At 59.4% G+C, this 25,343-nt stretch carries 13 protein-coding genes and 3 rRNA genes; 4 read left to right on the top strand and 12 right to left on the bottom strand.

Annotation, left to right across the window (positions count from 1 at the left end):
• Positions 1-439: 439 nt before the first annotated feature.
• The 3 genes from A2G96_RS33220 to A2G96_RS33210 all read right to left on the bottom strand — a co-directional run bounded on the left by A2G96_RS33220 (position 440) and on the right by A2G96_RS33210 (position 3,494).
• Positions 440-826: a hypothetical protein gene (locus tag A2G96_RS33220; RefSeq protein ID WP_150124115.1), complete on the bottom strand. Its 387-nt coding sequence runs from the start codon at positions 824-826 to the stop codon at positions 440-442.
• Positions 827-977: 151 nt separating this feature from the next.
• Positions 978-1,448, bottom strand: coding sequence for a hypothetical protein (locus tag A2G96_RS33215; protein ID WP_150124114.1), 471 nt, complete (start codon positions 1,446-1,448; stop codon positions 978-980).
• Positions 1,449-1,472: 24 nt separating this feature from the next.
• Positions 1,473-3,494 carry a hypothetical protein gene (locus tag A2G96_RS33210; RefSeq protein WP_124684261.1) on the bottom strand — a complete coding sequence of 674 codons (2,022 nt, stop codon included), beginning with the start codon at positions 3,492-3,494 and terminating at the stop codon, positions 1,473-1,475.
• 1,349 nt (positions 3,495-4,843) lie between these two features.
• Here A2G96_RS33210 and A2G96_RS11265 point away from each other — a divergent pair.
• The 3 genes from A2G96_RS11265 (at position 4,844) to A2G96_RS11255 (ending at position 7,888) form a co-directional block, all read left to right on the top strand.
• Positions 4,844-6,568: a galactose oxidase early set domain-containing protein gene (locus A2G96_RS11265; RefSeq protein ID WP_231909551.1), complete on the top strand. Its 1,725-nt coding sequence runs from the start codon at positions 4,844-4,846 to the stop codon at positions 6,566-6,568.
• A gap of 72 nt (positions 6,569-6,640) precedes the next feature.
• Positions 6,641-7,180, top strand: a complete 540-nt coding sequence (locus tag A2G96_RS11260) for a DUF4142 domain-containing protein (protein ID WP_062799330.1) — start codon at positions 6,641-6,643, stop codon at positions 7,178-7,180.
• Positions 7,181-7,225: 45 nt separating this feature from the next.
• Positions 7,226-7,888: an SOS response-associated peptidase family protein gene (locus tag A2G96_RS11255; RefSeq protein ID WP_062799329.1), complete on the top strand. Its 663-nt coding sequence runs from the start codon at positions 7,226-7,228 to the stop codon at positions 7,886-7,888.
• Between the two features lie 2 nt (positions 7,889-7,890).
• Here A2G96_RS11255 and A2G96_RS11250 read toward each other — a convergent pair whose 3' ends face one another.
• Entirely contained in the window at positions 7,891-8,145 is a 255-nt protein-coding gene (locus A2G96_RS11250; protein ID WP_062799327.1) for an RNA-binding protein, read from the bottom strand.
• A 593-nt stretch (positions 8,146-8,738) separates the two neighbouring features.
• Between A2G96_RS11250 and A2G96_RS11245 the strand changes: the two genes are divergently transcribed.
• Complete coding sequence (locus tag A2G96_RS11245; protein WP_062799325.1) at positions 8,739-10,220, top strand: SulP family inorganic anion transporter; 1,482 nt, start codon at positions 8,739-8,741, stop codon at positions 10,218-10,220.
• 127 nt (positions 10,221-10,347) lie between these two features.
• On the opposite strand, the gene rrf is transcribed toward A2G96_RS11245, so the two are convergent.
• From rrf to A2G96_RS11205, 8 genes are all read right to left on the bottom strand, one after another.
• A 5S ribosomal RNA gene (gene rrf, locus A2G96_RS11240) occupies positions 10,348-10,460 on the bottom strand.
• A 115-nt stretch (positions 10,461-10,575) separates the two neighbouring features.
• Positions 10,576-13,547: ribosomal RNA gene (locus A2G96_RS11235) — 23S ribosomal RNA — on the bottom strand.
• 335 nt (positions 13,548-13,882) lie between these two features.
• Positions 13,883-15,416 (bottom strand): 16S ribosomal RNA (locus tag A2G96_RS11230).
• Together the 16S, 23S and 5S rRNA genes form the textbook arrangement of a ribosomal RNA operon.
• A 543-nt stretch (positions 15,417-15,959) precedes the next feature.
• Positions 15,960-18,131 carry a PQQ-dependent dehydrogenase, methanol/ethanol family gene (locus A2G96_RS11225; RefSeq protein WP_062799323.1) on the bottom strand — a complete coding sequence of 724 codons (2,172 nt, stop codon included), beginning with the start codon at positions 18,129-18,131 and terminating at the stop codon, positions 15,960-15,962.
• A gap of 34 nt (positions 18,132-18,165) precedes the next feature.
• Positions 18,166-19,071 carry a transporter gene (locus tag A2G96_RS11220; protein WP_417926410.1) on the bottom strand — a complete coding sequence of 302 codons (906 nt, stop codon included), beginning with the start codon at positions 19,069-19,071 and terminating at the stop codon, positions 18,166-18,168.
• Positions 19,072-19,172: 101 nt separating this feature from the next.
• Entirely contained in the window at positions 19,173-20,591 is a 1,419-nt protein-coding gene (locus A2G96_RS11215) for an aldehyde dehydrogenase family protein (protein WP_062799315.1), read from the bottom strand.
• 256 nt (positions 20,592-20,847) lie between these two features.
• On the bottom strand, positions 20,848-22,734 hold the full coding sequence (locus A2G96_RS11210; protein WP_062799313.1) for a sigma-54-dependent Fis family transcriptional regulator: 1,887 nt from the start codon (positions 22,732-22,734) through the stop codon (positions 20,848-20,850).
• A gap of 195 nt (positions 22,735-22,929) precedes the next feature.
• A complete protein-coding gene (locus A2G96_RS11205; protein ID WP_062799311.1) occupies positions 22,930-25,296 on the bottom strand; it encodes a DNA polymerase II in 2,367 nt (788 codons plus the stop codon).
• Between the last annotated feature and the right edge of the window lie 47 nt (positions 25,297-25,343).

The following is a 25,343-nucleotide window of genomic DNA, read 5'->3' as shown; positions in this document are numbered from 1 at the left end:
TCCAAAATACCTATATCGGAGAGAAGGCTACTACACTTCATGCAACGATCATGTATATCAACATTGTGAATCGGGCATCGCGCTAACTTGCTACACTGAAACCAGATCGAGTGATATCCGGACTCCAAACAAACGGGACAAAATCTAAGGCGACTAGTAAAAATGGCGCCCAACAAATTTGAAACCTCCCCAGCCACCAGCGAACGCTCCTCTGGAAACCTAGTACTATTGAAGTTAACTCGCTCTATGACATGGCGGATTCGTTTCAGCTTGCCGAAAAAAGTCTGCGTGCGCGTGGGAAAATTCGGAGCATCGAGTAACCTCATTGCGGCTTGCATGCCAACTGCATTCAGCCAACACAACCGATGAAAATACCCGAATGAAGACTCATTTGGTATCGAATCTAATCCACCACCGCACCAGTGAGCGTCTTTCATGCCTAAGCTTGAGAGCAGTCTGGTCTATCCGTGGCATCCGGTTTTTCATCCCAGGCCGATTTAGCTGCAAACTTAGCGGCACTCTGCCAATCTTCCTTTGGAAACTCGAAGTTTGGGCAATCTTTATCCATACCCTTAAACGCTAAAAACCCAAGAGCATCGAAAATACGCCTCGAAAGCAATTTTCCATTTTGACTTGGTTCTGATATTTTATCGTCTCTTATAAGATGTACCTCCTTCATTGCCTGCCAAAATAAACTGGCTTGATTAGCTAGGCGAAAGCCAGAGGCATATCCGAGTGGAAAACAAAATTCTGTCCATGTTGGTCCAAAATCCGTCGGCCATCTTTTCACGTCGATCACCTCAAGCAGATCTTGCAGCTCTTCCAATCCATATCCGCTGAGTCTCAGCCGATGCCTAAAATACCGATCCAGGCAGCCTATTTGCTGCTCACTGGATAAGGTTCTGAATAATTCACGAATTTTTGGAGACTCGCCACAACAAATCACGACGAAATCAATCCTCACCTCTTCTAATTCATTATGCAGATCTTTGATAAAACCGAAAATCTATAGGACGAAGGGCCTGCGCTTCGTCAACCAGCATCACAATTAGCTTCCAATTAGTCTCCAGTGCAGAAGCCACAATGTCATTAATCAATCTCCGACTTAATTCGTATGAATTTCCATCAAGAGCAGCATGATTAACCGTATAAAGCAAATCCCTCACAAATCCACCATGAGAAAATATTTCCCTATTTAAGCCTCTATAAGAGAGTACGTGAATTTCGCTGAGATCTCTTGGTAACCGCTCACGAAGGACATTCATCATGATGGTTTTTCCCTCGCCAGCGATCTCTTCTATGAAAAAACTTTGCCTGAGAAACAATAAAGTTCTGGCGTTGTCATAAAAATTCGATATCGGGAGTGTCCATAATGGTGATTCCGCTCTGCTCTTCTTGGATATAATCGGGTGCTGCAGCATTAATGCTCGAAGATGACCCTCATCCATTTCTTTCTCCACGATCGCACGCAATCATTTCTTATTCCCCGAATCCAGCTTGAATATTCCGCGCGGATTTATATTTGGAAGCAGATCGTTATCACTCCCAACATTATTATTGTGGTTATCTTCTTCGGCCGGCTTTAGGGATGCTGATTTCGAACCAGTAAAGCTATCCCGAGCTACTTTCGCTATCGCAAGCGCAGTTTTTTTTCCGATATTTTCGCCGCTATTTTCGCTCGTTACAAACTCATAATCTACTTTTCCGGATCTAGCATAAATATCGGGGCTCCGGCCTCGGGGCCGTCCCTTTGCTTTTGCGCCTACCAGTTCTCTGACCCGCAATGCACATCGCCAGTTTTCCCATTTTTCCTCACCGTATAGCTTGCCCAAATTCTCGCCAGTTTCCGCGTCACTTGCCCATGCCTCTCTCGCATCGAGACGATTGATGTAGACAAACACTTTTCTTCCTATCATAGAAAAATCAGAAGCGATACGAGGATTTGTATATCGGCAGTATGCCGTATTAATGTACGGCCTACGCGTATGGACGCCCCATTCTCCCCTAACCTCCACCTTTCGTCGGTGCATAAGGAGTCGATCATTTGAATTGATAGATCTTGGTAGAGGCTGTGGAACCCATAGAAGCTCATGCTTATCTACGAATCTTTGCAGAACATTAATTACAGTTGCACCATTAAGTCGATCACCGGTTGAGATAGTATTATGTTCACGGACAACGGCATTCAACATATCGACCACAAAATCAAGGTCGATTCCGTCATTTAAACCGAGCTGTTCGACATCGGGGGGCCGGCGAACATCGTCGGGGCCCGACGCGTATGTGGCCTTCAGGCGATGCTCTCCGCGTTCTTTTGAAACCCCAATGATCCTTTCGACTAACGACCTTCCCCACCAGGCACGTGGGGGGCCGAACTCAATGGCACAACCAAATACATCAATAACGTTATTTACAAAATCATTTGCAATATTGCACCAACCGTTATCCACCCTAAGCAAACTGAATGCTTGCCCTGCCAACTGCGGTATCAACGAGCATATCAAGGTGGGGCCGCGTGCAACAAAATCCATATTGGTGCTACGTACCTCAATGCGAACGTCACCAGAATTCCGTGCGTCTAACACGACAGGCACACTGCTCAACATCGTCTGCAACGCACAATCGGCGCTCGGGTTAACTTCCAGAGAGATATGTGCGCCCAAAATTGCGCTTGTTTTTACCTCGACCAGCAACCCTAGATACCAACGAGATATAGGTATCAAATGCCCTGTACCGTTGGGATCAATCACCCTAACATGAGTGGGAATATCAATAACTGTGTAATCAAGCTCTACGACTGCAAACGGGAGAAGTGGCGATATGAGAGCATTAGGACCCATACCATGTCCTAGATTGTTAGTCGCCTCAGCACCCATTCTGGCTTTTACCGCACGCTCTGATCTTTCATTCTTCAAAGAATGAAGGAAGCGCAAAAGGGATCGTCTACCCTTGTCTTCCGTCAGGAAGGGCCATTCATTCTCTCCAACCCCTTTTGTCCGTAATTCAGAAAGAAACTCGCCATGTATTTCAATATAAGGCTGCGGCCCTAACTGCGGCGAACGGCTATTTTTTGACTTCTTTTGTTTATCCGGCTGCAGAAAGAATTTTTGTATTAAATCTTTCTTGACATCAGGAAACTTTTCGAATAACTGCGCCAGCGCGCCAGCGTAACCACTAGAGCGTTGATCGGCCAATGGATGCTTCGCAATAATGGGTTTCGTTCTGAAGTAAGGCTTAATGCGAAAACTCGGAAGCAACGCATAAAATCCTACAATACACCCCTCCCCTGCTGATGCCACGCATCGTCGGAGCAAGCGCCTCACTTCGTTTGGCGAGAATTTTGTCTGTTCTTGAATCTCACCGTAGGGAATATCGGCAGCATATAACTCAACGGCAAGCTTTCGATTCAGAAACGTTCGACGAGTCGCATCGTCAAGAACGGTGATATCGGGATGGGGCCAGTCGACAAGCTCACCGTGATATTGTTGAATCAACGATCTCCGCGCGCCCCCGCCCATTATTCAACCCGTTCTAGAAGGGAACGTCGGTGAAATGCGCTAGTACGAAGTTCGGTTTTAAGTTTCCCGTTTGCCAAGTAGCGCGCCACACTAGCAAGTAAGTGTGCGGGATCACAATCTTCTAGTGCGAGAACCTCCTGGAGCGTGAAGCTACTTCTGGCGCTAATTAATCCTGGGAGGGCCCTGGGATTCGGGTCTATAGCTCCTCTAACGCGTGTTCGATAGGAACATAGCAACATCCAATTATGGGGCAGCCATTGCGCCATTCGGATTTCGCCTTCGGTCTTGGTTATCCTATTCTTGTGTCGCGTGGGTGCCCCGTTCCTAGAGTGATTGAAGTGCCAACACTCCGTCTTGCCAGACTGATATAAAACATCAACTGTTTGTTTGTATTTTTTTTCAGATTTTTCTTTTGGTGGCCTGGATGGAAGATACGACAGTATTTCAGGATTTCCTTCGGCTAGCAATAAATGCGAAAATGCAACCACGCCGAAAATGCCAAAGCGACGATCATTTTTTGGGGAATCAAAAAAATAGACCGACGCGTGGCCGCGATTTGGATTTCTAACAAATTCAGCCGGGCTCAATCTGTGCTGGTCTGCGGCGTGATACATGATGAGTCACAACGGCGAGTCTTGGAGAATATATGGTAGAAAATTTTGTGAGTAGATAACGGTATCAGTAACCCTATGAAACTGGTTGCATAGTGCGCATAATTTTAATATTTTTTATTATCAGAAAATCGCAAAATTCGCATTTAAACCCAAGGACTTTCCCCAAAAAAATACTTTCGGTTGCGGGGACAATGTGTGGAGTGGAGCGGAATGAACTCCATGAACTGCAGGCGATTACTAGGAGCTCTGAGACAAGAGCGCAGAACCAAGGCTTTCGCCGTTTGCCTGCAAGCTCAAGGGAGGTAGGGGCGGGTAGGCGGCGCTCACACGCCAGCGGAGACATAGGCAGCATGACAACGGCTGCGGTCGCTCCCGAAAAAGACACACAATTACATCTTCGGCGTAGAACCGATAGAATATTTCATCCCCAAAAAAGACGAAAATATGTGTTGAATGCAGCGACAAAGTCTACGTAAGTAGATAATTCTTATCAGATTTTACCCCATCACTTTTCTCGTCGTCTGACTCTGCTTGGCCAAAACGCAAGCCCCCAATCGAACGCCTTCCGTGCGCCAGCCCACATTGCCTCTCTGATTGCCACCCTAAGCTAGAAAAGTCCGGTGCGAATGTCTTTGCGCATTCCACCGCGAGCTTCGCTGCGCGGAACTCCCGCATTCCATGGCAACGCTGTCACCGCAGGAGGTGATGCAAATGCGTCGACTCACCATTTTCCGCAAAACCGTGTGGGCGTCAGTGGTTGGCTTGTCGCTGGTGGCGCTGCCGACTCACGCAGCCCCGCCCAGCTTTGATAATGACGCCTGCATCAACCCCTCCGCCGAGGCCCGGCTCAAGCAGCGGGAAACCGCTGTGCTCGGCCCCGGCCATGCCGAGGCGCATGCCCGGGCGCGCGCCAAGCAGTGCCGCGTGGCAAGAGGCCTGGAGAAAGCGCCCGAGCCGGATGAACAGGTCCTTGCGGCCGCCAGAGCCCAGGCGACCAACACGGCCGGCCAATGGAGCGCACCGTTCGTGATTCCCGTGGTCGGCATTACCGCGGTATTGCTGCACACCGGCAAGGTGCTGTTCTGGTCGTATGAGCCGACGCAATACCATAATCCGGCAGCGTCGAACACCGGTGTCGCCTATGTGTGGGATCCCGCGACACGCACGGGGTATCCCATAACGCCGCCTGAGAATATCTGGTGTGCCGGCCAGACGATATTGAGCGACGGCAGGGTTTTCATTGCGGGTGGCAATCTGCGCTACCCCGACCCGAATGCGCCGGAAGGCCAGCAGAACTTCCAGGGCGCGCTGAGCAGCTATACCTTCAATCCGCTCAGCGAGAGCTGGACCACCCAGCCAAATATGTCGGTCGGCCGCTGGTATCCGACGGTGACCAAGCTGGCAGACAACCGGGTAGTTATCACCAGTGGCCTCGACGAAACGGGATCCGGAAATACCACGTCGGTGGTTGAGTTGTTCACCCCGGCCGCGGGCATGGACAGCGTTGGCACGATGAGCACGGTTGCGTTCCACCACCCGTCCGGCATGTACCCTTTCCAATACCTGCTGGGTTCGGGCCAGATGATGCAGGCGGGGCCGGCCTTCTTCAATACGGTGCTGCTGGCGCCCGGCACCTGGTCATGGAGCAGCATTCCGAACATGCTGAGCTCGCACTATGAGTACGCCAACGGCGTTATCTATACCGATGCCTCCGTCACGCCCGTCAAGCAGGCCGTGATGATCGCGGGCGGCGCCGAAGGCGACAGCGCGTTCCGCAACAACGAATGGTTCGATGTCAGCAACCCCAACGCCGGGTGGCGACAATTTCCGCAATGGCTGCAGCCTCGCCATAATGCCAATACCGTGATCCTGCCGGATGGCACGCTGTTTACGGTGGGTGGCAATGCGGCCAGCAACGGTTATGACAACCCGCATTTTGACAGCGAGCTTTACAACAAGCCCGCCGGCGATCCGACCGGGACCTGGGTTCCGATGAGCCCGAACACCATCCAGGCGGGCTACCACTCCAGTGCCATTCTGTTGCCGGACGCCACCGTCTTGCTGTCGCAGGACGACATGAATCCCCTGGCCGCCAGTACGCACCAGGCACAGGTATATTCGCCACCGTACCTGTTCAAGGGCGCGCGACCAAATATCACCAGCGCACCGGGTACATTGGGCCTGGGACAAACCTTTACCGTTGGCTCCAGCACGCCCAATGTTTCGAGCGTTGCGCTGGTGGCGCCGGGGGCCGTGACGCACGGCAACGACATGCACCAGCGCTATATCAAATTGCGCCATACCAAACAGGGGGCCAAGAACCTGCGCGTCACCCTGCCCGCCTCCAGCTCGCTGGTGCCGCCCGGTTATTACATGCTGTTTATCATCGACTCGCAAGGCGTCCCTTCCGTCGCCAAATTCGTCCGGGTTTCCTGAGGCAGGAGGTCGCACGACATGACGGCATGATTGTTGCAAGGCCGGGTATGGTTGTCCGTTCAGGAGACAGTCATGCCATTCGATGCACCCCAGCCCGGCCGCCTTGGGCGCCATGCCAGATCCGCGCTTGCGGCGGCATTGCTTTGCCTGACAACCGGCCTGTACGCTGCGCCGCCCGCCGGCGACGTGGACTTCATGAACAAGGCCGCACAGGCGGGCCAGATGGAGATCGATGCCAGCAAGCTGGCCGAGACCAAGGCCACCAGCGCCACGGTCAAGCGTTTTGCCGGCCAGATGCTGCAGGATCACCGCGCCGCGGCGGAAGATCTCAAGCGGCTGGCCAACGCCAAGGGCGTGCAATTGCCGACCACCCCAAGTCCCGCTGACCAGAAGAAGCTGGAAGCCATGGGCGCACTGCAAGGCGCCAGCTTCGACAAGCAGTACGCCGACGAAGTCGGGGTCAAGGCGCATAACGATGCGGTGGCACTGTTCCGCAAGGCCGCAAGCGACGCCCGCGACAGCGATGTACGCGATTTCGCAAAGAAGACCTTGCCGACGCTCGAGCACCATCTGGAATCGGCCAAGAAAATGGCCTCGGAGGTATCGCGATAGCTGACCATGCCTGCGGCAAGCATCTGACGTCAGGGAGGCAATATCGTGTGTACCAATTTCACCGCGGTGACGGGCCCGGCGCTGCGCGATGTGTTCGGGGCCGAGCCGCCGCCAGGAACATGGAAGCCGGAAATCTGGCCAGGCGATACCGCGCCCATCGTCCGTATGGATGCCAGTGGCCGACGCGAAAGCTTGCTCGCCACCTTCGGCCTTGTGCCGCGCTCGCGCCACGTCCACGGCGCCCGGGATTTTGAAACCATGAATGTCCGCGCCGAGTGCGTCGGCGACAAGCGCGGTTCATGCAGCGCGTGGCACCGCAGCCAGCTGTGCCTGGTGCCTGCGATGGCGATTTACGAACCGTGCTACGTCGCTGGCCAGGGCTGGATCCGCTACCGGATCTGGCTGCCGGACGAGCCGGCGCTCGGCATCGCCGGGTTGTGGAAGCAATGGCCGGATGGAACGGTTTCCTTCGCCATGTTCACGGTGAGCGCGCCCGGCCATGCAGTAATGAAGCTGATGCATGCCCCCGGCAAGGAAAAACGGTCGGTCGTGATGATCCCGTATCTTCAATGGCAAGCATGGCTCGCATGCCGGGATCCCGAACTGGCGCGCAGCTTCATGGCACTCTACCCTGCCGAGAAAATGATGGCGGTCCCTGCCCCGCTTACGCCAGCAGCCGCCGAGGAAGCGGGCGCGCCATCGCGATAGGCTCAGGCAAAACGGTCATGCAGGATCGAAGCGCTCAGCTGTCGCTTCTTCCAGTACATATGGTCGATGCGCTGCTGCAGCTTGCCCAGCACCGCGGGGTCCAGCGTTTCATAAGTCAGCAGCACGGCCGGGTGCGAGCCGTCGCCGTCCTCATGCTCCAGGCTGTCGAATGGCGGGAATCCGTATTTTTCCAGGAACGCCCGGATCTCCTCGTCCGAGGTATCGGGCTCGATATTGGTGAGCAGCAGGCGGCTCATTTTCCCTCCCAATGGCAAGGGTGGCGGGGCAGTGCCATTTTGAGGTTAGCACCTCGACACCATCCCTGCAGCACACCGATTCCATGCGCCCATTGGCCGGGATTTGCACGAATGCGTCTACCGGCACCGGCAGAGCTTGCAAATAATCCACGCCAGGCCCCAAAGTCACCACCGTCGAAGCCCGCCACGAATTTAGCCAGACGAGGACCTCCAACGGCAAAAAAGCGGCGTTTCAGTAACGGCGAGCAGTGCTCGCGTCGCTCCCCATCGCTGGACGATGCCGGCAGCATCCTCTAGAATTCCGCGCTGCGCCCCGGCATCGAACCGCCGTCGCGGGTGCTTCCTCCTACCAGCCCCGATTCGTCCAATGTAACGTCCCACCGAACCCTTCCAGTCCCAGACGACCGAACTGGAGGTTCGTGGTGCACGCCGCGCTTCGTTCCTGCTGCGCCCCGCCTTGCATAGGCGGCAAACGTTTTGCCCGCCCTGTTTCGCTTTCCCCGGAAAGCCCCCTTGCGTGGCATTGCCGCCCTGGCAGTCCTCCTGTCGGCCGCCCCATTGTCTTATTCACCGTTAGCAACGGCTTTACCCACATGAATACGCACACCATCCGCGAGGAGTGGTTCTCCAACGTCCGCGGCGATATCCTCGCCGGCATCGTCGTCGCCCTCGCGCTCATCCCCGAGGCGCTTGCCTTCTCCATCATCGCCGGCGTCGACCCCAAGGTCGGCCTTTACGCAGCCTTCAGCATCGCCGTGGTCTGCGCCATCGCGGGCGGACGGCCCGGCATGATTTCGGCCGCTACCGGCGCGGTGGCGCTGTTGATCGGCTCGCTGGTCAAGGCGCACGGCGTGGAATACGTGCTTGCCGCCGGCATCCTGGCTGGCGTGCTGCAGATCGGCGCAGGTTATCTGCGGCTTGGCGCATTGATGCGATTTGTGTCCCGCTCGGTCATTACCGGCTTCGTGAATGCGCTGGCGATCCTGATCTTCCTGGCCCAGCTGCCGCAATTGCAGTCGGTGCCGTGGTACGTCTACGCGATGGTCGGCGCCGGCCTGGCCATCATTTACCTGTTGCCCCGCATTACCACGGCTATCCCCTCGCCTCTCGTCTGCATCATCGTGCTGACCGGGCTGTCCATGGCATTGCAGCTGGATCTGCGCACCGTCGGGGACATGGGTGCGTTCCCGGAGGAATTGCCGGTCCTGGCGTTTCCGCACGTGCCGCTGTCGCTGGAAACACTGCGAATCATCTTGCCGTATTCGGTCAGCATCGCGGTGGTCGGCCTGCTTGAATCGCTGATGACGGCAAGCATCGTCGATGATTTCACCGATACCCCAAGCGACAAGAACCGCGAATGCCGCGGTCAGGGCTGCGCCAATATCGTCGCCGGTTTTCTCGGTGGCATGCCGGGCTGCGCCATGATCGGGCAGACCGTTATCAATCTCAAGTCAGGTGGCCGCGGTCGCCTGTCGACCTTCGTCGCGGGCGCGCTGCTGTTGATTCTGGTGGTGTTCCTGGGCCCGTGGGTGCAGAGGATTCCCATGGCCGCGCTGGTCGCGGTAATGATCATGGTATCGATCAGCACCTTCGACTGGGGCTCGGTGCTCAAGCTGCGGAACCATCCGAAGAGTTCTTCCGTGGTGATGGTGGCCACCGTCGTCGCGGTTGTGGCGACCGACAACCTGGCACTAGGCGTTGGCCTGGGGGTACTGCTCAGCGCCGTCTTCTTCACCGAAAAGGCGCGCCGCGTTCTCACGGTCGAATCGGTGCTGGACACCGTGCGCAACGAACGGCGTTATACGGTGCGCGGACAGGTGTTCTTCGCTTCCTCGGAGGCGCTGGTATCGGAATTCGACTTCACCGAGCCGGTGCGCTCGGTCCACCTGGACTTGTCACACGCGCATTTCTGGGACCTCACGGCAATCGATGCGCTCGACCGTATCGTCCATAATTTCCGCCGCCACGGCATCGCCGTCGATGTCGCGGGACTGAATCGGGCCAGTGCCACCCTGATCGAGAAATACGCGACACACGACAAGGCTGACACGGTGTCGTCCAGCCTGTCGCACTAAGACATCGAAGGGTGACGGGCCTGGCTCAGCGGTGCCGGCGCCCGTCCGGTTGGGCCACGCCAAAGTGGCGATGGAAAAGCAAAAACCCCTCGCAGCACACGCTGTCGAGGGGTTTTGCACAATAAGAGCCTGGCGATGACCTACTTTCACACGGGAATCCGCACTATCATCGGCGCGGAGCTGTTTCACGGTCCTGTTCGGGATGGGAAGGGGTGGTTCCGGCTCGCTATGGTCACCAGGCATGAGGGGTTGTGACGCTGGGGTTGAGGCCAGCATCACGAATCGGGATGTAGTGTTGGTTGTGCGTGTATCGAGGCACAAGGCGACGCTCAACCAGGTGAAACACACTGGTTATAGGATCAAGCCTTACGGGCAATTAGTACTGGTTAGCTTAACGCATTACTGCGCTTCCACACCCAGCCTATCAACGTCCTGGTCTCGAACGACCCTTCAAGGAGGTCAAGCCTCCAGGGAATCCTCATCTTCAGGCGAGTTTCCCGCTTAGATGCTTTCAGCGGTTATCTCTTCCGTACATAGCTACCCTGCGATGCCTCTGGCGAGACAACAGGTACACCAGCGGTACGTCCACTCCGGTCCTCTCGTACTAGGAGCAGCCCCCGTCAAGATTCCAACGCCCACGGCAGATAGGGACCAAACTGTCTCACGACGTTTTAAACCCAGCTCACGTACCTCTTTAAATGGCGAACAGCCATACCCTTGGGACCGGCTACAGCCCCAGGATGAGATGAGCCGACATCGAGGTGCCAAACACCGCCGTCGATATGAACTCTTGGGCGGTATCAGCCTGTTATCCCCAGAGTACCTTTTATCCGTTGAGCGATGGCCCTTCCATTCAGAACCACCGGATCACTATGTCCTGCTTTCGCACCTGCTCGACTTGTCGGTCTCGCAGTTAAGCACGCTTTTGCCATTGCACTTTAGGTACGATGTCCGACCGTACCAAGCGTACCTTCGAACTCCTCCGTTACACTTTGGGAGGAGACCGCCCCAGTCAAACTGCCTACCATGCACTGTCCCCGACCCGGATTCACGGGCCAAGGTTAGAACCTCAAACAAACCAGGGTGGTATTTCAAGGACGGCTCCACGTGAACTGGCGTCCACGCTTCAAAGCCTCCCACCTATCCTACACAGATCGGTTCAAAGTCCAATGCAAAGCTACAGTAAAGGTTCATGGGGTCTTTCCGTCTAGCCGCGGGGAGATTGCATCATCACAAACACTTCAACTTCGCTGAGTCTCGGGAGGAGACAGTGTGGCCATCGTTACGCCATTCGTGCAGGTCGGAACTTACCCGACAAGGAATTTCGCTACCTTAGGACCGTTATAGTTACGGCCGCCGTTTACCGGGACTTCAATCAAGAGCTTGCACCCCATCATTTAATCTTCCGGCACCGGGCAGGCGTCACACCCTATACGTCCACTTTCGTGTTTGCAGAGTGCTGTGTTTTTATTAAACAGTCGCAGCCACCATTTTATTGCAACCCCTTCACCCTTCTGGCGCAGGCCAGTCAAGCTACCAGGGCGTACCTTATCCCGAAGTTACGGTACCAATTTGCCGAGTTCCTTCTCCCGAGTTCTCTCAAGCGCCTTAGAATACTCATCTCGCCCACCTGTGTCGGTTTGCGGTACGGTCTCGTATGACTGAAGCTTAGAGGCTTTTCTTGGAACCACTTCCAATTGCTTCGCAGCACTAGGCCGCTCGCCCCGTAGCCTTGAATTACGCGCCCGGATTTGCCTAAGCGCCTTCTCCACTACAGGGACCGGGACTTCCAACACCCGGAGAACCTTCCGCGATCCGTCCCCCCATCGCATCATACGACGGTGCAGGAATATTAACCTGCTTCCCATCAGCTACGCATCTCTGCCTCGCCTTAGGGGCCGACTCACCCTACGCCGATGAACGTTGCGTAGGAAACCTTGGGCTTACGGCGAGGGGGCCTTTCACCCCCTTTATCGCTACTCATGTCAGCATTCGCACTTCTGATACCTCCAGCATCCTTTACAAGACACCTTCACAGGCTTACAGAACGCTCTCCTACCACGCGTGCGCTCCTTTAAATCCACTAGCACGACCACCAGCGATCATTGTTGGTGGCTTTGTCGATGCTGCGCATCGACAAGCTTGGTGCACTTAAAGGAACGCACGCGTCCGCAGCTTCGGTGACTGGCTTAGCCCCGTTACATCTTCCGCGCAGGACGACTCGATCAGTGAGCTATTACGCTTTCTTTAAAGGGTGGCTGCTTCTAAGCCAACCTCCTGACTGTTTTAGCCTTCCCACTTCGTTTCCCACTTAGCCAATCTTTGGGACCTTAGCTGGCGGTCTGGGTTGTTTCCCTCTTGACACCGGACGTTAGCACCCGATGTCTGTCTCCCGTGATTGCACTCTTCGGTATTCGGAGTTTGCTATGGCGGGGTAATCAGCAATAGACCCCCCAACCATGACAGTGCTCTACCCCCGAAGGTGAGACACGAGGCACTACCTAAATAGTTTTCGGAGAGAACCAGCTATTTCCAGATTTGTTTAGCCTTTCACCCCTATCCACAGCTCATCCCCTAACTTTTCAACGTTAGTGGGTTCGGTCCTCCAGTACGTGTTACCGCACCTTCAACCTGGCCATGGATAGATCATCTGGTTTCGGGTCTACACCCAGCGACTCAACGCCCTGTTCGGACTCGCTTTCGCTACGCCTTCCCTAACCGGTTAAGCTTGCCACTGAATGTAAGTCGCTGACCCATTATACAAAAGGTACGCCGTCACCCCCGAAAGGGCTCCGACTGTTTGTATGCATGCGGTTTCAGGATCTATTTCACTCCCCTCCCGGGGTTCTTTTCGCCTTTCCCTCACGGTACTGGTTCACTATCGGTCGATCACGAGTATTTAGCCTTGGAGGATGGTCCCCCCATCTTCAGACAGGATTTCACGTGTCCCGCCCTACTTGTCGTACACCTAGTTCCACAATCGTGTTTTCGCATACAGGGCTATCACCTGCTATGGCCGGGCTTTCCATCCCGTTCTGCTAACACCACTGCTAAAGAGTACAAGGCTGTTCCCATTTCGTTCGCCACTACTTTGGGAATCTCGGTTGATTTCTGTTCCTGCAGCTACTTAGATGTTTCAGTTCGCCGCGTTCGCTTCCCACACCTATGGATTCAGTGTGGGATGACCCATACGGGCCGGGTTTCCCCATTCGGACATCTCCGGATCAAAGCTCGTTTGCCAGCTCCCCGAAGCTTTTCGCAGGCTACCGCGTCCTTCATCGCCTGTGATCGCCAAGGCATCCACCACATGCACTTGTTCGCTTGACCCTATAACAAGTGTGTCTCATCGACACGCTCACTACAGGTTGAGTTCTCGCATTTGTGCCGTATTCCAAGTCATCTTTCGATCACTTTAAAATACATTTGGTTGATACAATCACAACCCGGTATCGCGTTCAACTACTGTGCTTCTCATCAAAGCACCGCGACACCTTTACTACATCCCATATTGTTAAAGAACAGCCGATCCGCAGGTCAGACCCGCGCTCGCTTGGCAATGCCAAATGCAAACGCTCAAAGCTTAAGCGCTTGCATTTGGCCATCTGGCCTTAACCAACAAACTACCGATAAGTGTGGACGCTCAACGTTGGCTGCACGCTCTGAAAGGAGGTGATCCAGCCGCACCTTCCGATACGGCTACCTTGTTACGACTTCACCCCAGTCATGAACCCTGCCGTGGTAATCGCCCTCCTTGCGGTTAGGCTAACTACTTCTGGCAAAACCCACTCCCATGGTGTGACGGGCGGTGTGTACAAGACCCGGGAACGTATTCACCGCGGCATGCTGATCCGCGATTACTAGCGATTCCAGCTTCACGTAGTCGAGTTGCAGACTACGATCCGGACTACGATGCGTTTTCTGGGATTAGCTCCCCCTCGCGGGTTGGCAACCCTCTGTACGCACCATTGTATGACGTGTGAAGCCCTACCCATAAGGGCCATGAGGACTTGACGTCATCCCCACCTTCCTCCGGTTTGTCACCGGCAGTCTCTCTAGAGTGCCCTTTCGTAGCAACTAGAGACAAGGGTTGCGCTCGTTGCGGGACTTAACCCAACATCTCACGACACGAGCTGACGACAGCCATGCAGCACCTGTGTCCACTTTCCCTTTCGGGCACCTGATGCATCTCTGCTTCGTTAGTGGCATGTCAAGGGTAGGTAAGGTTTTTCGCGTTGCATCGAATTAATCCACATCATCCACCGCTTGTGCGGGTCCCCGTCAATTCCTTTGAGTTTTAATCTTGCGACCGTACTCCCCAGGCGGTCAACTTCACGCGTTAGCTACGTTACTGAAGAAATGAATCCCCAACAACTAGTTGACATCGTTTAGGGCGTGGACTACCAGGGTATCTAATCCTGTTTGCTCCCCACGCTTTCGTGCATGAGCGTCAGTCACGTCCCAGGGGGCTGCCTTCGCCATCGGTATTCCTCCACATCTCTACGCATTTCACTGCTACACGTGGAATTCTACCCCCCTCTGACGCACTCTAGCCTGACAGTCACAAGCGCCATTCCCAGGTTGAGCCCGGGGATTTCACGCCTGTCTTATCAAACCGCCTGCGCACGCTTTACGCCCAGTAATTCCGATTAACGCTCGCACCCTACGTATTACCGCGGCTGCTGGCACGTAGTTAGCCGGTGCTTATTCTTCCGGTACCGTCATCGACCCGAGGTATTAGCCCAGGCCATTTCTTTCCGGACAAAAGTGCTTTACAACCCGAAGGCCTTCTTCACACACGCGGCATTGCTGGATCAGGGTTGCCCCCATTGTCCAAAATTCCCCACTGCTGCCTCCCGTAGGAGTCTGGGCCGTGTCTCAGTCCCAGTGTGGCTGATCGTCCTCTCAGACCAGCTACTGATCGTCGCCTTGGTAGGCCTTTACCCCACCAACTAGCTAATCAGACATCGGCCGCTCCTATCGCGCGAGGCCGTTACCGGTCCCCCGCTTTCACCCTCGGGTCGTATGCGGTATTAGCTAATCTTTCGACTAGTTATCCCCCACGACAGGGCACGTTCCGATGTATTACTCACCCGTTCGCCACTCGCCGCCAGGCCGAAGCCCGCGCTGCCGTTCGACTTGCATGTGTAAGGCATGCCGCCAGCGTTCAATCTGAGCCAGGATCAAACTCTTCAGTTCAATCTCTGTGTGGGTCCGTAGACCCTCGCTCTTTCGAGCGGTCGCTCACTCTCAGAAAACTGACTGACCAGATCCGAAGACCCAGTCACGTTTTGCTGTGCGAGCACTGTATAACTTTTAAGCTAAAAGACCGAAGTCTTTCGCATCCGCTATCAAGCGCCCACACTTATCGGTTGTTTGTTTGTTAAAGAACTTCGCTCACCGGCTTTGCCGTTCAGCGCGCTGCGTTGTCAGCAGCGAAGGAACGAGACTTTAAAGAAATTTTTTCGATTAAGCAACTGGTTTCGAAAAATTCTTTATTGCGCCGGACGCCCTCTTTCGAGTCAATTCTTGCGCGCCGTTCCATTCCCGTTGCGCGATGCCTTGCGAACGAGGGGGCGAATCTTAATGCCTGGATGGCAGCCTTGCAAGTGTTTTATCCAACGCAATTAAAAAGAGCCTCTTCTGTCACCTTGGGGGGCGGCGCGCCCCCGCCAGGCGATCGATATCGCCCGGTGGGAAGCGCGGCCGGCTTTGCCGCATTCCTGAAAGGCCGCAAAACCCTCAGTCGGACAGCTTCTTCGGGCGCACGGCATCGGCCGTACCCTGGATGAAGGCCTGGATCTTGACGACGTCTTCGGCCGTCAGCTTGCCGGTGAAATCCGGCATGCCCTGGCCGACATAAGGCCCGTTGAACACGATCTTGTCCAGGTTCTGGATCAAGCCGGAGCCTACGTAAGCCAGGTTGGGAATATTGCCGCCCTTGTCCACCCCGGGCACGCCATGGCAGAACACGCAGTTGTTGACGTACAGCTTCTGCCCTTCCTGTACATGGGCGGGGTCGTACTTCACGCCCTGCAGCAGCTCGGCCATCGGATACGGGGCGGACGGCGGAGCCTTGGCCTTGGCGCCAATGGCAAAGGTGTAGACCGTGCCGGGCGCCTTGCGGTCGGTGGCGCGAGTGCTCAGGCCGAACACGCCGCCCCAGCCCACCGCGATCGATACATACTGCTTGCCGTCGACCATGTAGGTGACCGGCGGCGCCACCACCCCGGTGCCGGTCGGGGTCTCCCACAGCTTCTCGCCGGTCGCCGCGTGGTACGCGATAAAGCGGCCGTCGGCGGTGCCCTGGAACACCAGTTCTCCGGCGGTGGTCAGCGTGCCGCCGTTCCACGGCCCGGTGTAGTCCTGCTGCCAGGCCGCCTTCTGCCGGACCGGGTCCCAGGCGATCAGCCGTCCCATCGGCTTGCTTTTCGGCGGTTCGGCGTTGACCAGCATGCCCAGGTTCCAGCCCACGCCGCGGTGCGCCTCCGGCGAGTCCTTCTGGTTGTGCACCCAGTGCTTGTTGTCGGCCAGGGTCAGCGGTACATGCTGCGCCGGGATATAAGCCAGGCGCAGGCGCGGGTTGTATGACATGGCATGCCAGTTGTGCGCGCCGAACGGTCCGGGCACGGCGTCGACCGGCTTGCCCGAGGTGTCCGCCTGCGGCGTCTCGATCGGTCGTCCATTCTTGTCATAGCCAGATGCCCAGTTGACATCGACGAAGTTCTTTGCCGAGATGAACTTGCCGTCGGTGCGGTCGATCACGAAGAAGAAGCCGTTCTTGGGCGCATGCAGCAGCACCTTGCGCAGCCGGCCGTCGATCTTCAGGTCGGCCAGGATGATGTCCTGGGTCGAGGTGTAGTCCCAGTTGTCCCCCGGCGTTTCCTGGTAGTGCCAGACGTACTCGCCGGTATCCGGGTTCAGTGCCACCACCGAGGCCACATAGAGGTTGTCGCCGCCCTTGGGGCTGCGCACCTTGCGGCTCCACGGACCGGCATTGCCGGTGCCGATGTACATCAGGTTGAGATCGGGGTCGAAGGCCATGGTGTTCCACACCGTGCCGCCACCGCCGTTGACCCAGTACTTGCCGGCGGGATCCCAGGTGCGGGCCGCGCGTGCCATGGCTTCGTTCTCGAACGGCTTCGAGGGGTCGCCCGGCACCGTGAACCAGCGCCACTGCTGCGCGCCGGTGTCGGCGTCGTAGGCGGTGATATAGCCGCGTGCGCCATATTCGGCGCCGCCATTGCCGATGATGACCTTGCCCTTGTAGACGCGCGGCGCGCCGGTGATGGTGTAGGAATGGCTGCGGTCGACGATGGTGTCCTGCTCCCATACCTTCTTGCCGGTAGCCGCGTCGATGGCGATCAGCCTGCCGTCGAAGGCGCCGACGTACACCTTGCCCTTGTGCAGCGCGACGCCGCGGTTGACGACGTCGCAGCAGCCCTTGTAGGCCATCTCGCGCGGCACCTTGGGATCGTAGCTCCACAGCTTCCTGCCGGTGCGCGCATCGATGGCGTGGACCACGCTCCACGGCGCCGTGACATACATCACGCCGTCCACCACCAGCGGCGTGGCCTCGACACCGCGCGTCGATTCGAGGTCATAGGACCAGGCCAGGCCAAGGCTCCTGATGTTGCCGGCGTTGATCTGGTCCAGCTTGCTGAAGCGAGTTTCCGCGTAGTCGAGTCCATACGAAGGCCAGTTCGGCGTGCTGGCCTCGTTGGTGCGAATCGCTGCGCCATCGATGCGCGCGGTGGCAGTGCGGATTTGCTGCACCGTCAGCGGCTTCGCCTGGCTGCCAGCCGCTGCATCCGCCGCAGGTGCGCTGGCGGGCGCCAGCGTCAGCAGCGCCAGCGCGACCGCTGCCACAGTGCGCACGCGCCCTCCGTCGCCGGCTTCTTTGCTTCCTGTCATCTTGGTCTCCTCTCTCTATCGATTCGTGGCTTGGTCAGAACACCTTGAGCAAACGAAGGTTGAAACGGCTGCTCTCCAGCGGGCCATTGCGCACCGAGATGTCGCGTCCGTAGGTGCCGAGCACCTGAACGGCAGGCGTGGGGAACCACGCCATGCCCACGGAGAACTTGGACGTATTGGTGTGATCGTTGCGGGAGACGCCGTTCACCTTGCTTTCGCCGCCGGCCGCGTAGGACAGCCCGCCGCGGATGTCGAAGCTGTCGGTCAGGTGGTAGCGCAGCCATGCCTGCCCCTGGAACAGCGGCTCCTGCCTGAGCGTGGCTGCGGTCGGCCCGAACTTGTCGTTGCTGCCGAAGAAGGTCACGTCGGCGACCAGGTCCAGCGTGAACTTGTTTGTCAGCGGCGTGATATAGCCCGCCTGCAGCGCGAATTTCCAGCGATGCTCGCCAAGGTTCAGCGGCCGGTCCTTGTCATAGCTGCCCACCGGCACGTACAGGAACGGCGTGATGCCGAAATAGCGCTTCTTTTCCGGCTGGTTCACCAGCCAGACCGTGGCGGCCAGGATCAGGTCGCCCACGCCGCTGGCGCTGCCGAGCGCGCTGAGGTTATCGGTCGCACGCAGCTTGCCGAACGGCAGCAGGAATTGCGGGTCGATGGTGTAGCCGCCGACCTCCATAAAGCGCACGTAGCGCACGATGCCGACATCCGAATCCAGGCTGCCGCCGGCGATGCGCTCGCCGCCGGCGTAGATCTTGTTACGCTCGGCGTGCTGGTAGTACAGCAGGCCAAGGTTCGTGCCTGCCGGCAGTGCGGTGTAGTCGCCCGCATCCACGTCGATCGCCAGTGCCGGCGCCGCGCCAAGCAGCAGCGCCGCGCCGGCCGCGCTGCGGCGCAGGGCCGAGCGCATCCCCGGGCGGAATGCCGTCCGTAGCTTCTTCATGTCTCCTCCACTTCTTCTAATTGGATTGCCCGTGCTACGGCACGGCGAACTTGCCGTGCCGCCCCGCCGGGCAGCGGGTACGCTGGTATGGGGAAAAGCGATCAGCCCCCCTGCTGCCGCGCGATATTGATCACGCTCATTTGCGCATATTCGGCCAGGCCCTCGGCAGCGAACTCCACGCCAACGCCGGACTCCTTGGCACCCACCAGCGGGATATGCGGGCCGAAATGCAGATGCTGGTTGATCCAGGCGGTACCGACATCGAGCCGCTGCGCCACCGCGTAGGCGCGCTGCGGGTCGGACGACCATACCGAGCCGCCCAGGCCGTACGGCGAGGCATTGACGCGCGCCAGCGCCTCGTCGATGTCGTGGTACGTCAGCACCGGCAGGATCGGCGCGAACTGTTCCTCGGCCACCAGTTCGTTGCCGTCGGGCAGATCGCGCACAATGGTCGGCGCGACGAAATAGCCGTCGCCAGGCAGCGCGGCGCCGCCGGTCAGGATCTTGCCGTCGCGGCGTGCGGCGGCCAGGAAGCGGCCCGCCTTGTCGAACTGCATGGCGTTCTGCAGCGGCCCGATGGTAACGCCCGGCTCCGCGCCATTGCCGACCACCGCTGCATTGGCCAGCTCGGCCAGCGCCTCGCACAGTTCGTCATGGATCGACGCATGCACGTACAGGCGCTTCAGTGCCAGGCACACCTGGCCGCAGTTGTAGAAGGCGCTGCCGAAGATCTTTGGCGCGATCTCCGCCACGCTGGCATCGTCGAGCACGATGGCGCCGTCGTTGCCGCCCAGCTCCAGCGTGACGCGCTTGAGCCGCGGGCCGGCGCTTTCCATCACCTTCTTGCCCGTCGCGGTGGAACCGGTGAACGACACCTTGGCCACGTCCGGATGCGCGGTCAGGAAAGCCCCGAGGTCGTTGCGGTCGGTAATCACATTGAGCACGCCCGGCGGGAAGATGTCCCTGGCCAGCGCGCCCAGCCGCAGCGATGCCAGCGGCGTGGTCGGCGCGGGCTTGAGCACGACCGTATTGCCCAGCAGCAGCGCGGGCGCAATCTTGTAGGCCGCGATCAGCAGCGGGAAATTCCACGCGGCAATCGCCGCCACCACGCCCAGCGGCTTGTGATGGATTTCGACGCGATGCGTCGCGTCGTCCTGCACCACCTCGACCGGAAGCTCGAGTCCGGCGAGATGCCGCACGAACGCTTGCGCGAACGCCAGTTCCTGATGCGCTTCCGCCAGCGGCTTGCCCTGCTCCAGTACCAGCAATGCCGCCAGCTCTTCGGCATTGGCACCCATTTCATCCGCAAAGCGAAGCAGCAACGCGCGCCGTGCCGGCAAGCCTGCTGCGGCCCAGCCGGGCTGGGCCTGTTTGGCGGCGGCTACCGCGTCGCGCGCCTCGCGCTCCGTGGCGCACGACACGGTGGTGAATACCTGGCCGGTGGCCGGGTTGACGACATCGAGGCGAGCCGTGCCCTCGACCAGTTTTCCGCCTATCAGCAGTGCTGCGTTGCTTGCCATGTGCTTGGTCTCCTTTGGTCCCTTGGTCCGTGCGCGCGGTGCTTGCCGCACGCTCGGCACTGTTGACGCAAAGGCTGTGCCTGCGCGCCATCCCGCAGTTTTTGCCGCTTCGCGGCGCGGGCGATGCGCATGGCTGTAGCAGTCTGAACCAGTGTCTCGATACAGCTGCGACACCGGGAATGGCAAGCACGCAAAAGCAAAACCCCCGCCGCCTGCGCACAGGCTGCGGGGGTCTGGAGCGGGCTGGCGCCGCCGGTCAGGAGGACTTGCTGCGCGCCAGCTTGCGGTACAAGGTCGCGCGCGAGATGCCGAGTGCGCGCGCGGCCTGCGAGCGGTTGCCGCTGAGCGCCGCCAGCGTGCGATGGATCAGCTCGCTCTGCATGTCGGCCATCATGGTCGAGTGCGTGTCAGGCCTGGCGGGCAAGACGCCGGGAGCCGGCGCGCCGGTCGCAGCCACCGCCAGCCAGCCCTCGTCGAAGTGTTCGCGTTGCACCAGTTCACTGTCGCCGGACAGCGCCATCGCGGCACGCAGTACCTGGTGCAGTTCGCGGATATTGCCCGGCCATCGATGCGCCATCAGCACCGCCATCGCATCGGCCTCGAGCCGCTTGGGGCGGCCGCGCGCCAGCGACTGCATCATGGCGTCGATCAGTTCGGGCAAGTCGGTGCGCTCGCGCAGCGCCGGCATGCGCACCGACATGCCGTTCAGGCGGTAGAACAGGTCCTGGCGGAAGCTGCCCTGGCGCACCAGTTCGTCCAGGTTGCGGTGGGTCGCGCAAATGACGGAGATGTCGACCGGCACCGGCTTGCTGCCGCCGACGCGCGTCAGGCTGCGCTCCTGCAGCACGCTCAGCAGCCGCGTCTGCAGCGGCAGCGGCATATCGCCAATCTCGTCGAGAAACAGCGTGCCATGGTTGGCCTGCTCGATCTTGCCGATGCTGCCGCCCTTGCGGCTGCCGGTGAACGCGCCGTCGGCGTAGCCGAAGAGTTCTGCCTCGGCCAGGCTCTCGGGAATCGACGAGCAGTCGAGCGACACAAAGGGCGTCCCCGGGCGAGTGGCGTCATGCAGCGCGCGCGCCAGCAGGCTCTTGCCGGTGCCGGTCTCGCCCAGCAGCATCACCGGCACCTGCGCGCCGATAACGGTCACGGCCTTGTCGAAGGCGCGCGCCAGGGCCGCGTCGGCAATCAGGCAGCCGCCGCCAACGGTTGTGGCCGCGGCGCTGTGTGTGCGCCGTGGGTGCTGCTCCAGCGAAACGAAGAAACGTTCGCCGCTGCGCGCGCTCAGCGAGGCCAGGCCCGTGCCGGTGCCGCCATGCAGGCCGCCGGCAAAGACCTCGCGCAAATCGGTGCCCGCGCCGACGCTACCGGCGCGCAGGCCAAGCATTTGCCGGGCAGCGCGGTTGGCGGCGATGATCACGTCGTCGTCGGAGATGGCGATGATGCCTTCGGCCGGCGTATGCAGCATGCGATGGTCATGATGCAGGCGCACGATGCGGCGAGCCGGCAGCCTTGCGTACAGGCGGTTTTCGATCGACATCGCGGCAGCCTGCACGCGGCTCAGCGCGTAGGCGGGCAGGTCCACGCCGAAGCCGGTGACGTCGAGCACGCCGATCAGCCGGTCATTGCAGTCGTAGATCGGCGCCGCCGCGCAGACCACGTCGACCAGCTCGTTCAGGTAATGCTCGCCACGCCGTATCTCCACCGACACGCCGCCCTCGCGCAGCACGCAGCCGGGGGCGTTGGTGCCGAGCGCGGCTTCGCACACCTGCTTGCCACCGCGGATGGCGGCCGCGGCGGCGGGCGCCGCGGCCGGACGGCTGCTGGCGCTGACGATCATGCCGGCCGCATTGGTGCAGAACACCAGCCAGTGCTGCGCGGGAAATGCGCGCGCCAGGATTGCCATGTCCTCGCCCGCGGCTTCGATCAGCACACGGTGTTCGTCCTCGATCCGCTGCAGCTGGCCATGCGTGACGAAGTTGCTGGACAGGGCGCGATCCTCTGGCCTTAGCCCCGAATGCGCGGCGCGCTCCCACGAGCGGGCAACCAGCTCGGGCACCGTTCCGGGCGGAATCAGTTTGCCGTTGAAGAAGTTGCGCCGCGCGATTTGCACGTCACGTACCGGGCCATCCGCCGCATGACTCATTCCCTTGTCTCCACACCGTTTCTGTACCCGGGCAATTTTCTGGGGCACCCGGTGGAAGGAAACTTTATGTGAGCCCTACCCTGTTTTCAAGCCTGTGACAGGGGCGCCATGGTTTTCACCTAAGGCGGTGCCGTCTCGCTTCTATCCAGGTGTCTCAATTTGAGCCACCCCGCCGTGGCCGGAAGCAGACTTGGGCTACTGCGGGAACAGCGCCATCTGCCCGGATATCAGCGTCTCGAAGCCGTCGTCGAGGAATGGCAGGATCGCATCGGCGATCGGCTGCAGCTGCTTGGTCACGTAGTGGCCGTAATCGATCGGCGCGGTCCGCACTTCCAGCGGTTCAGGCCCAGCCACCGTCATCACATAGCTGATCCAGCCGCCCTGCTGATACTGGCGCGGACGCCCCTGGCGCTCGTTATAGTCGTCGGCGATGCGGGCGGCGCGCACATGCGGCGGCACGTTGCGCTGGTACTCCTCGAGCCGGCGCCGCAGCCGCTTGCGGTAGACCAGTTCCTGGTCGAGTTCGCCGGCCAGCGTGCGGCGCACGATGTCGCGCACATAGTCGGCATACGGCTCGCGGTTGAAGATCTTTTCGTAGAGCGTCTGCTGGAAGCGCTGCGCCAGCGGCGACCAGTCGGTGCGCACCGTCTCCAGCCCCTTGAACACCATCTCGCGCGTGCCGTCGGCACGCTCCACCTGGCCGGCATAGCGCTTCTTGCTGCCCAGCTCGGCGCCGCGGATGGTCGGCATCAGGAAGCGCCGGAAGTGCGTCTCGAACTGCAGCTCGAGCGCGCTTTCCAGCCCGTAGGCCTGCCACAGGTGGTCGCGCCACCAGTCGTTGACATAGGCCACCAGGCTGCGCCCGATCTGCGCGGCATCGGCTTCGCTACGCGCGCGCCGCAGCCAGACGAAGGTCGAGTCGGTGTCGCCGTAGATCACCTCGTAGCCGCGCGCCTCGATCAGCGCCCGCGTCTGCCGCATGATCTCGTGCCCGCGCATGGTGATCGACGACGCCAGCCGCGCGTCGAAGAAGCGGCAGCCGCTCGAGCCCAGCACGCCGTAGAACGCGTTCATGATGATCTTGAGCGCCTGCGCCAGCGGCTTGTTGCCATCGCGCTTGGCGGCCTCGCGGCCTTGCCACACCCGTGCCACGATGGCCGGCAGGCAGTGTTTGGTCCGTGAAAAGCGCGCGCCGCGGAAGCCCGGCACCGCATCGGCATCGTCCGGATGCGCCAGCCCTTCGACCAGGCCCACCGGATCGATCAGGAAGGTCCGGATGATCGACGGGTACAGGCTCTTGTAGTCCAGCACCAGCACGGACTCATACAGCCCGGGGCGAGAGTCCATGACGAAGCCGCCCGGACTGGCCTCGGGCGCCTTCTCGCCAAGGTTGGGCGCGACCAGCCCCTGCCGGTGCATCAGCGGCATGTAGAGGTGCGTGAAGGCCGCCACCGAGCCGCCGCTGCGGTCGGCCGGCAAGCCCGTGACCGTGGCGCGCTCGAGCAGGAACCGCAGCAGCTCGGTCTTCGCGAAGATCCGCGTCACCAGCTCGCAGTCGCGCAGGTTGTAGCGTGCCAGCGCCGGCTTGTCGTGCGCGAACATGCGGTCGATCGCATCCATGCGGTCGTACGGATTGTCGATCGCCTTGCCCTCGCCGAGCAGCGCCTGCGCCACCGCTTCAAGACTGAACGATGGAAAGCTCCATGTCGCGGAGCGCAGCGCCTCGATGCCGTCGATGATGAGGCGCCCGGGCGCGCTGGCGAAGAAATGCTGCTGCGCGTTGTGCTCGCGCCATTCCATTTCCGTGCCGCCACGCCCCAGCCGCAGCGGCACCTGGAACCCGCGCGCCTGTTCCTGCAACACGCGCAGGTCGAATTGCACCAGGTTCCAGCCAATGATCGCATCGGGATCGTGGTCGGCCAGCCACTGGTTCAGCCGGTGCAGCAATTCGGGCCGGGTGGCGCAGTAGGTCAGCGAGAAATCGACGTCGATGGCCGTTTGCGGCGCCGGCCCAAGCACATAGACCTGGCGCTGGCCGCAGCCTTCGAGCGCGATCGAATAGAGTTCGCCCGCCGCGCTGGTTTCGATATCGAGCGACACCAGGCGCAGCGCCGGCCGGTAGTCGGCCGACGGCTTCATCTGCGCGTTGCGCAGCACGCCGGCGCCATCCGGCTCGCCGTCGAACCACACCGGCGCGGTGATAAAGCGCTCCATCAGGTAGCGCTCCGGCGGGCGGATATCGGCTTCATATACATCGACGCCGGCGTCGCGCAGCGTCCTGGCCAGCTGGATCAGCTGCCGGTGCTGCGCGCAGTACAGCCCCAGCACCGGCCTGCGCTGGAAATCGCGCAGCGCCAGCGGGCGCAGCTCGACCCCGCGCTCGCGCGACAGCAGCGCCTCGGCACGCTCGCGCTGCACCTCTGGCACAAAGGCCACCGATGGCTGCGGCGCCAGCCGCAGCCGGCGCGGCCCGTCATCGGTTGCCAGCCAGAATTCGACTTCGGTCCCGGCTGGCGTATCGCGCCAGTGCCGCGTCAGGATGAAGCCTTGCCGAAGTGCCACGTTGCTGCAGGGTCAGGAATGGAAATGCGCTGGATGCTCGAGGAAGC

It is taken from the genome of Cupriavidus nantongensis, assembly GCF_001598055.1.
In the GTDB taxonomy this organism is placed as follows: domain Bacteria; phylum Pseudomonadota; class Gammaproteobacteria; order Burkholderiales; family Burkholderiaceae; genus Cupriavidus; species Cupriavidus nantongensis.
Note: the sequence above shows the minus strand (reverse complement) of the source record. Positions and strands in the feature narration are given on the sequence as shown.

Coding starts and splice junctions, on each gene's coding strand:
- A2G96_RS33215 (WP_150124114.1), bottom strand. CDS start 1,448: ATGGATGAGGGTCATCTTCGAGCATTAATGCTGCAGCACCCGATTATA.
- A2G96_RS11265 (WP_231909551.1), top strand. CDS start 4,844: ATGCGTCGACTCACCATTTTCCGCAAAACCGTGTGGGCGTCAGTGGTT.
- A2G96_RS11260 (WP_062799330.1), top strand. CDS start 6,641: ATGCCATTCGATGCACCCCAGCCCGGCCGCCTTGGGCGCCATGCCAGA.
- A2G96_RS11250 (WP_062799327.1), bottom strand. CDS start 8,145: ATGAGCCGCCTGCTGCTCACCAATATCGAGCCCGATACCTCGGACGAG.
- A2G96_RS11245 (WP_062799325.1), top strand. CDS start 8,739: ATGAATACGCACACCATCCGCGAGGAGTGGTTCTCCAACGTCCGCGGC.
- A2G96_RS11225 (WP_062799323.1), bottom strand. CDS start 18,131: ATGACAGGAAGCAAAGAAGCCGGCGACGGAGGGCGCGTGCGCACTGTG.
- A2G96_RS11220 (WP_417926410.1), bottom strand. CDS start 19,071: ATGAAGAAGCTACGGACGGCATTCCGCCCGGGGATGCGCTCGGCCCTG.
- A2G96_RS11215 (WP_062799315.1), bottom strand. CDS start 20,591: ATGGCAAGCAACGCAGCACTGCTGATAGGCGGAAAACTGGTCGAGGGC.
- A2G96_RS11210 (WP_062799313.1), bottom strand. CDS start 22,734: ATGAGTCATGCGGCGGATGGCCCGGTACGTGACGTGCAAATCGCGCGG.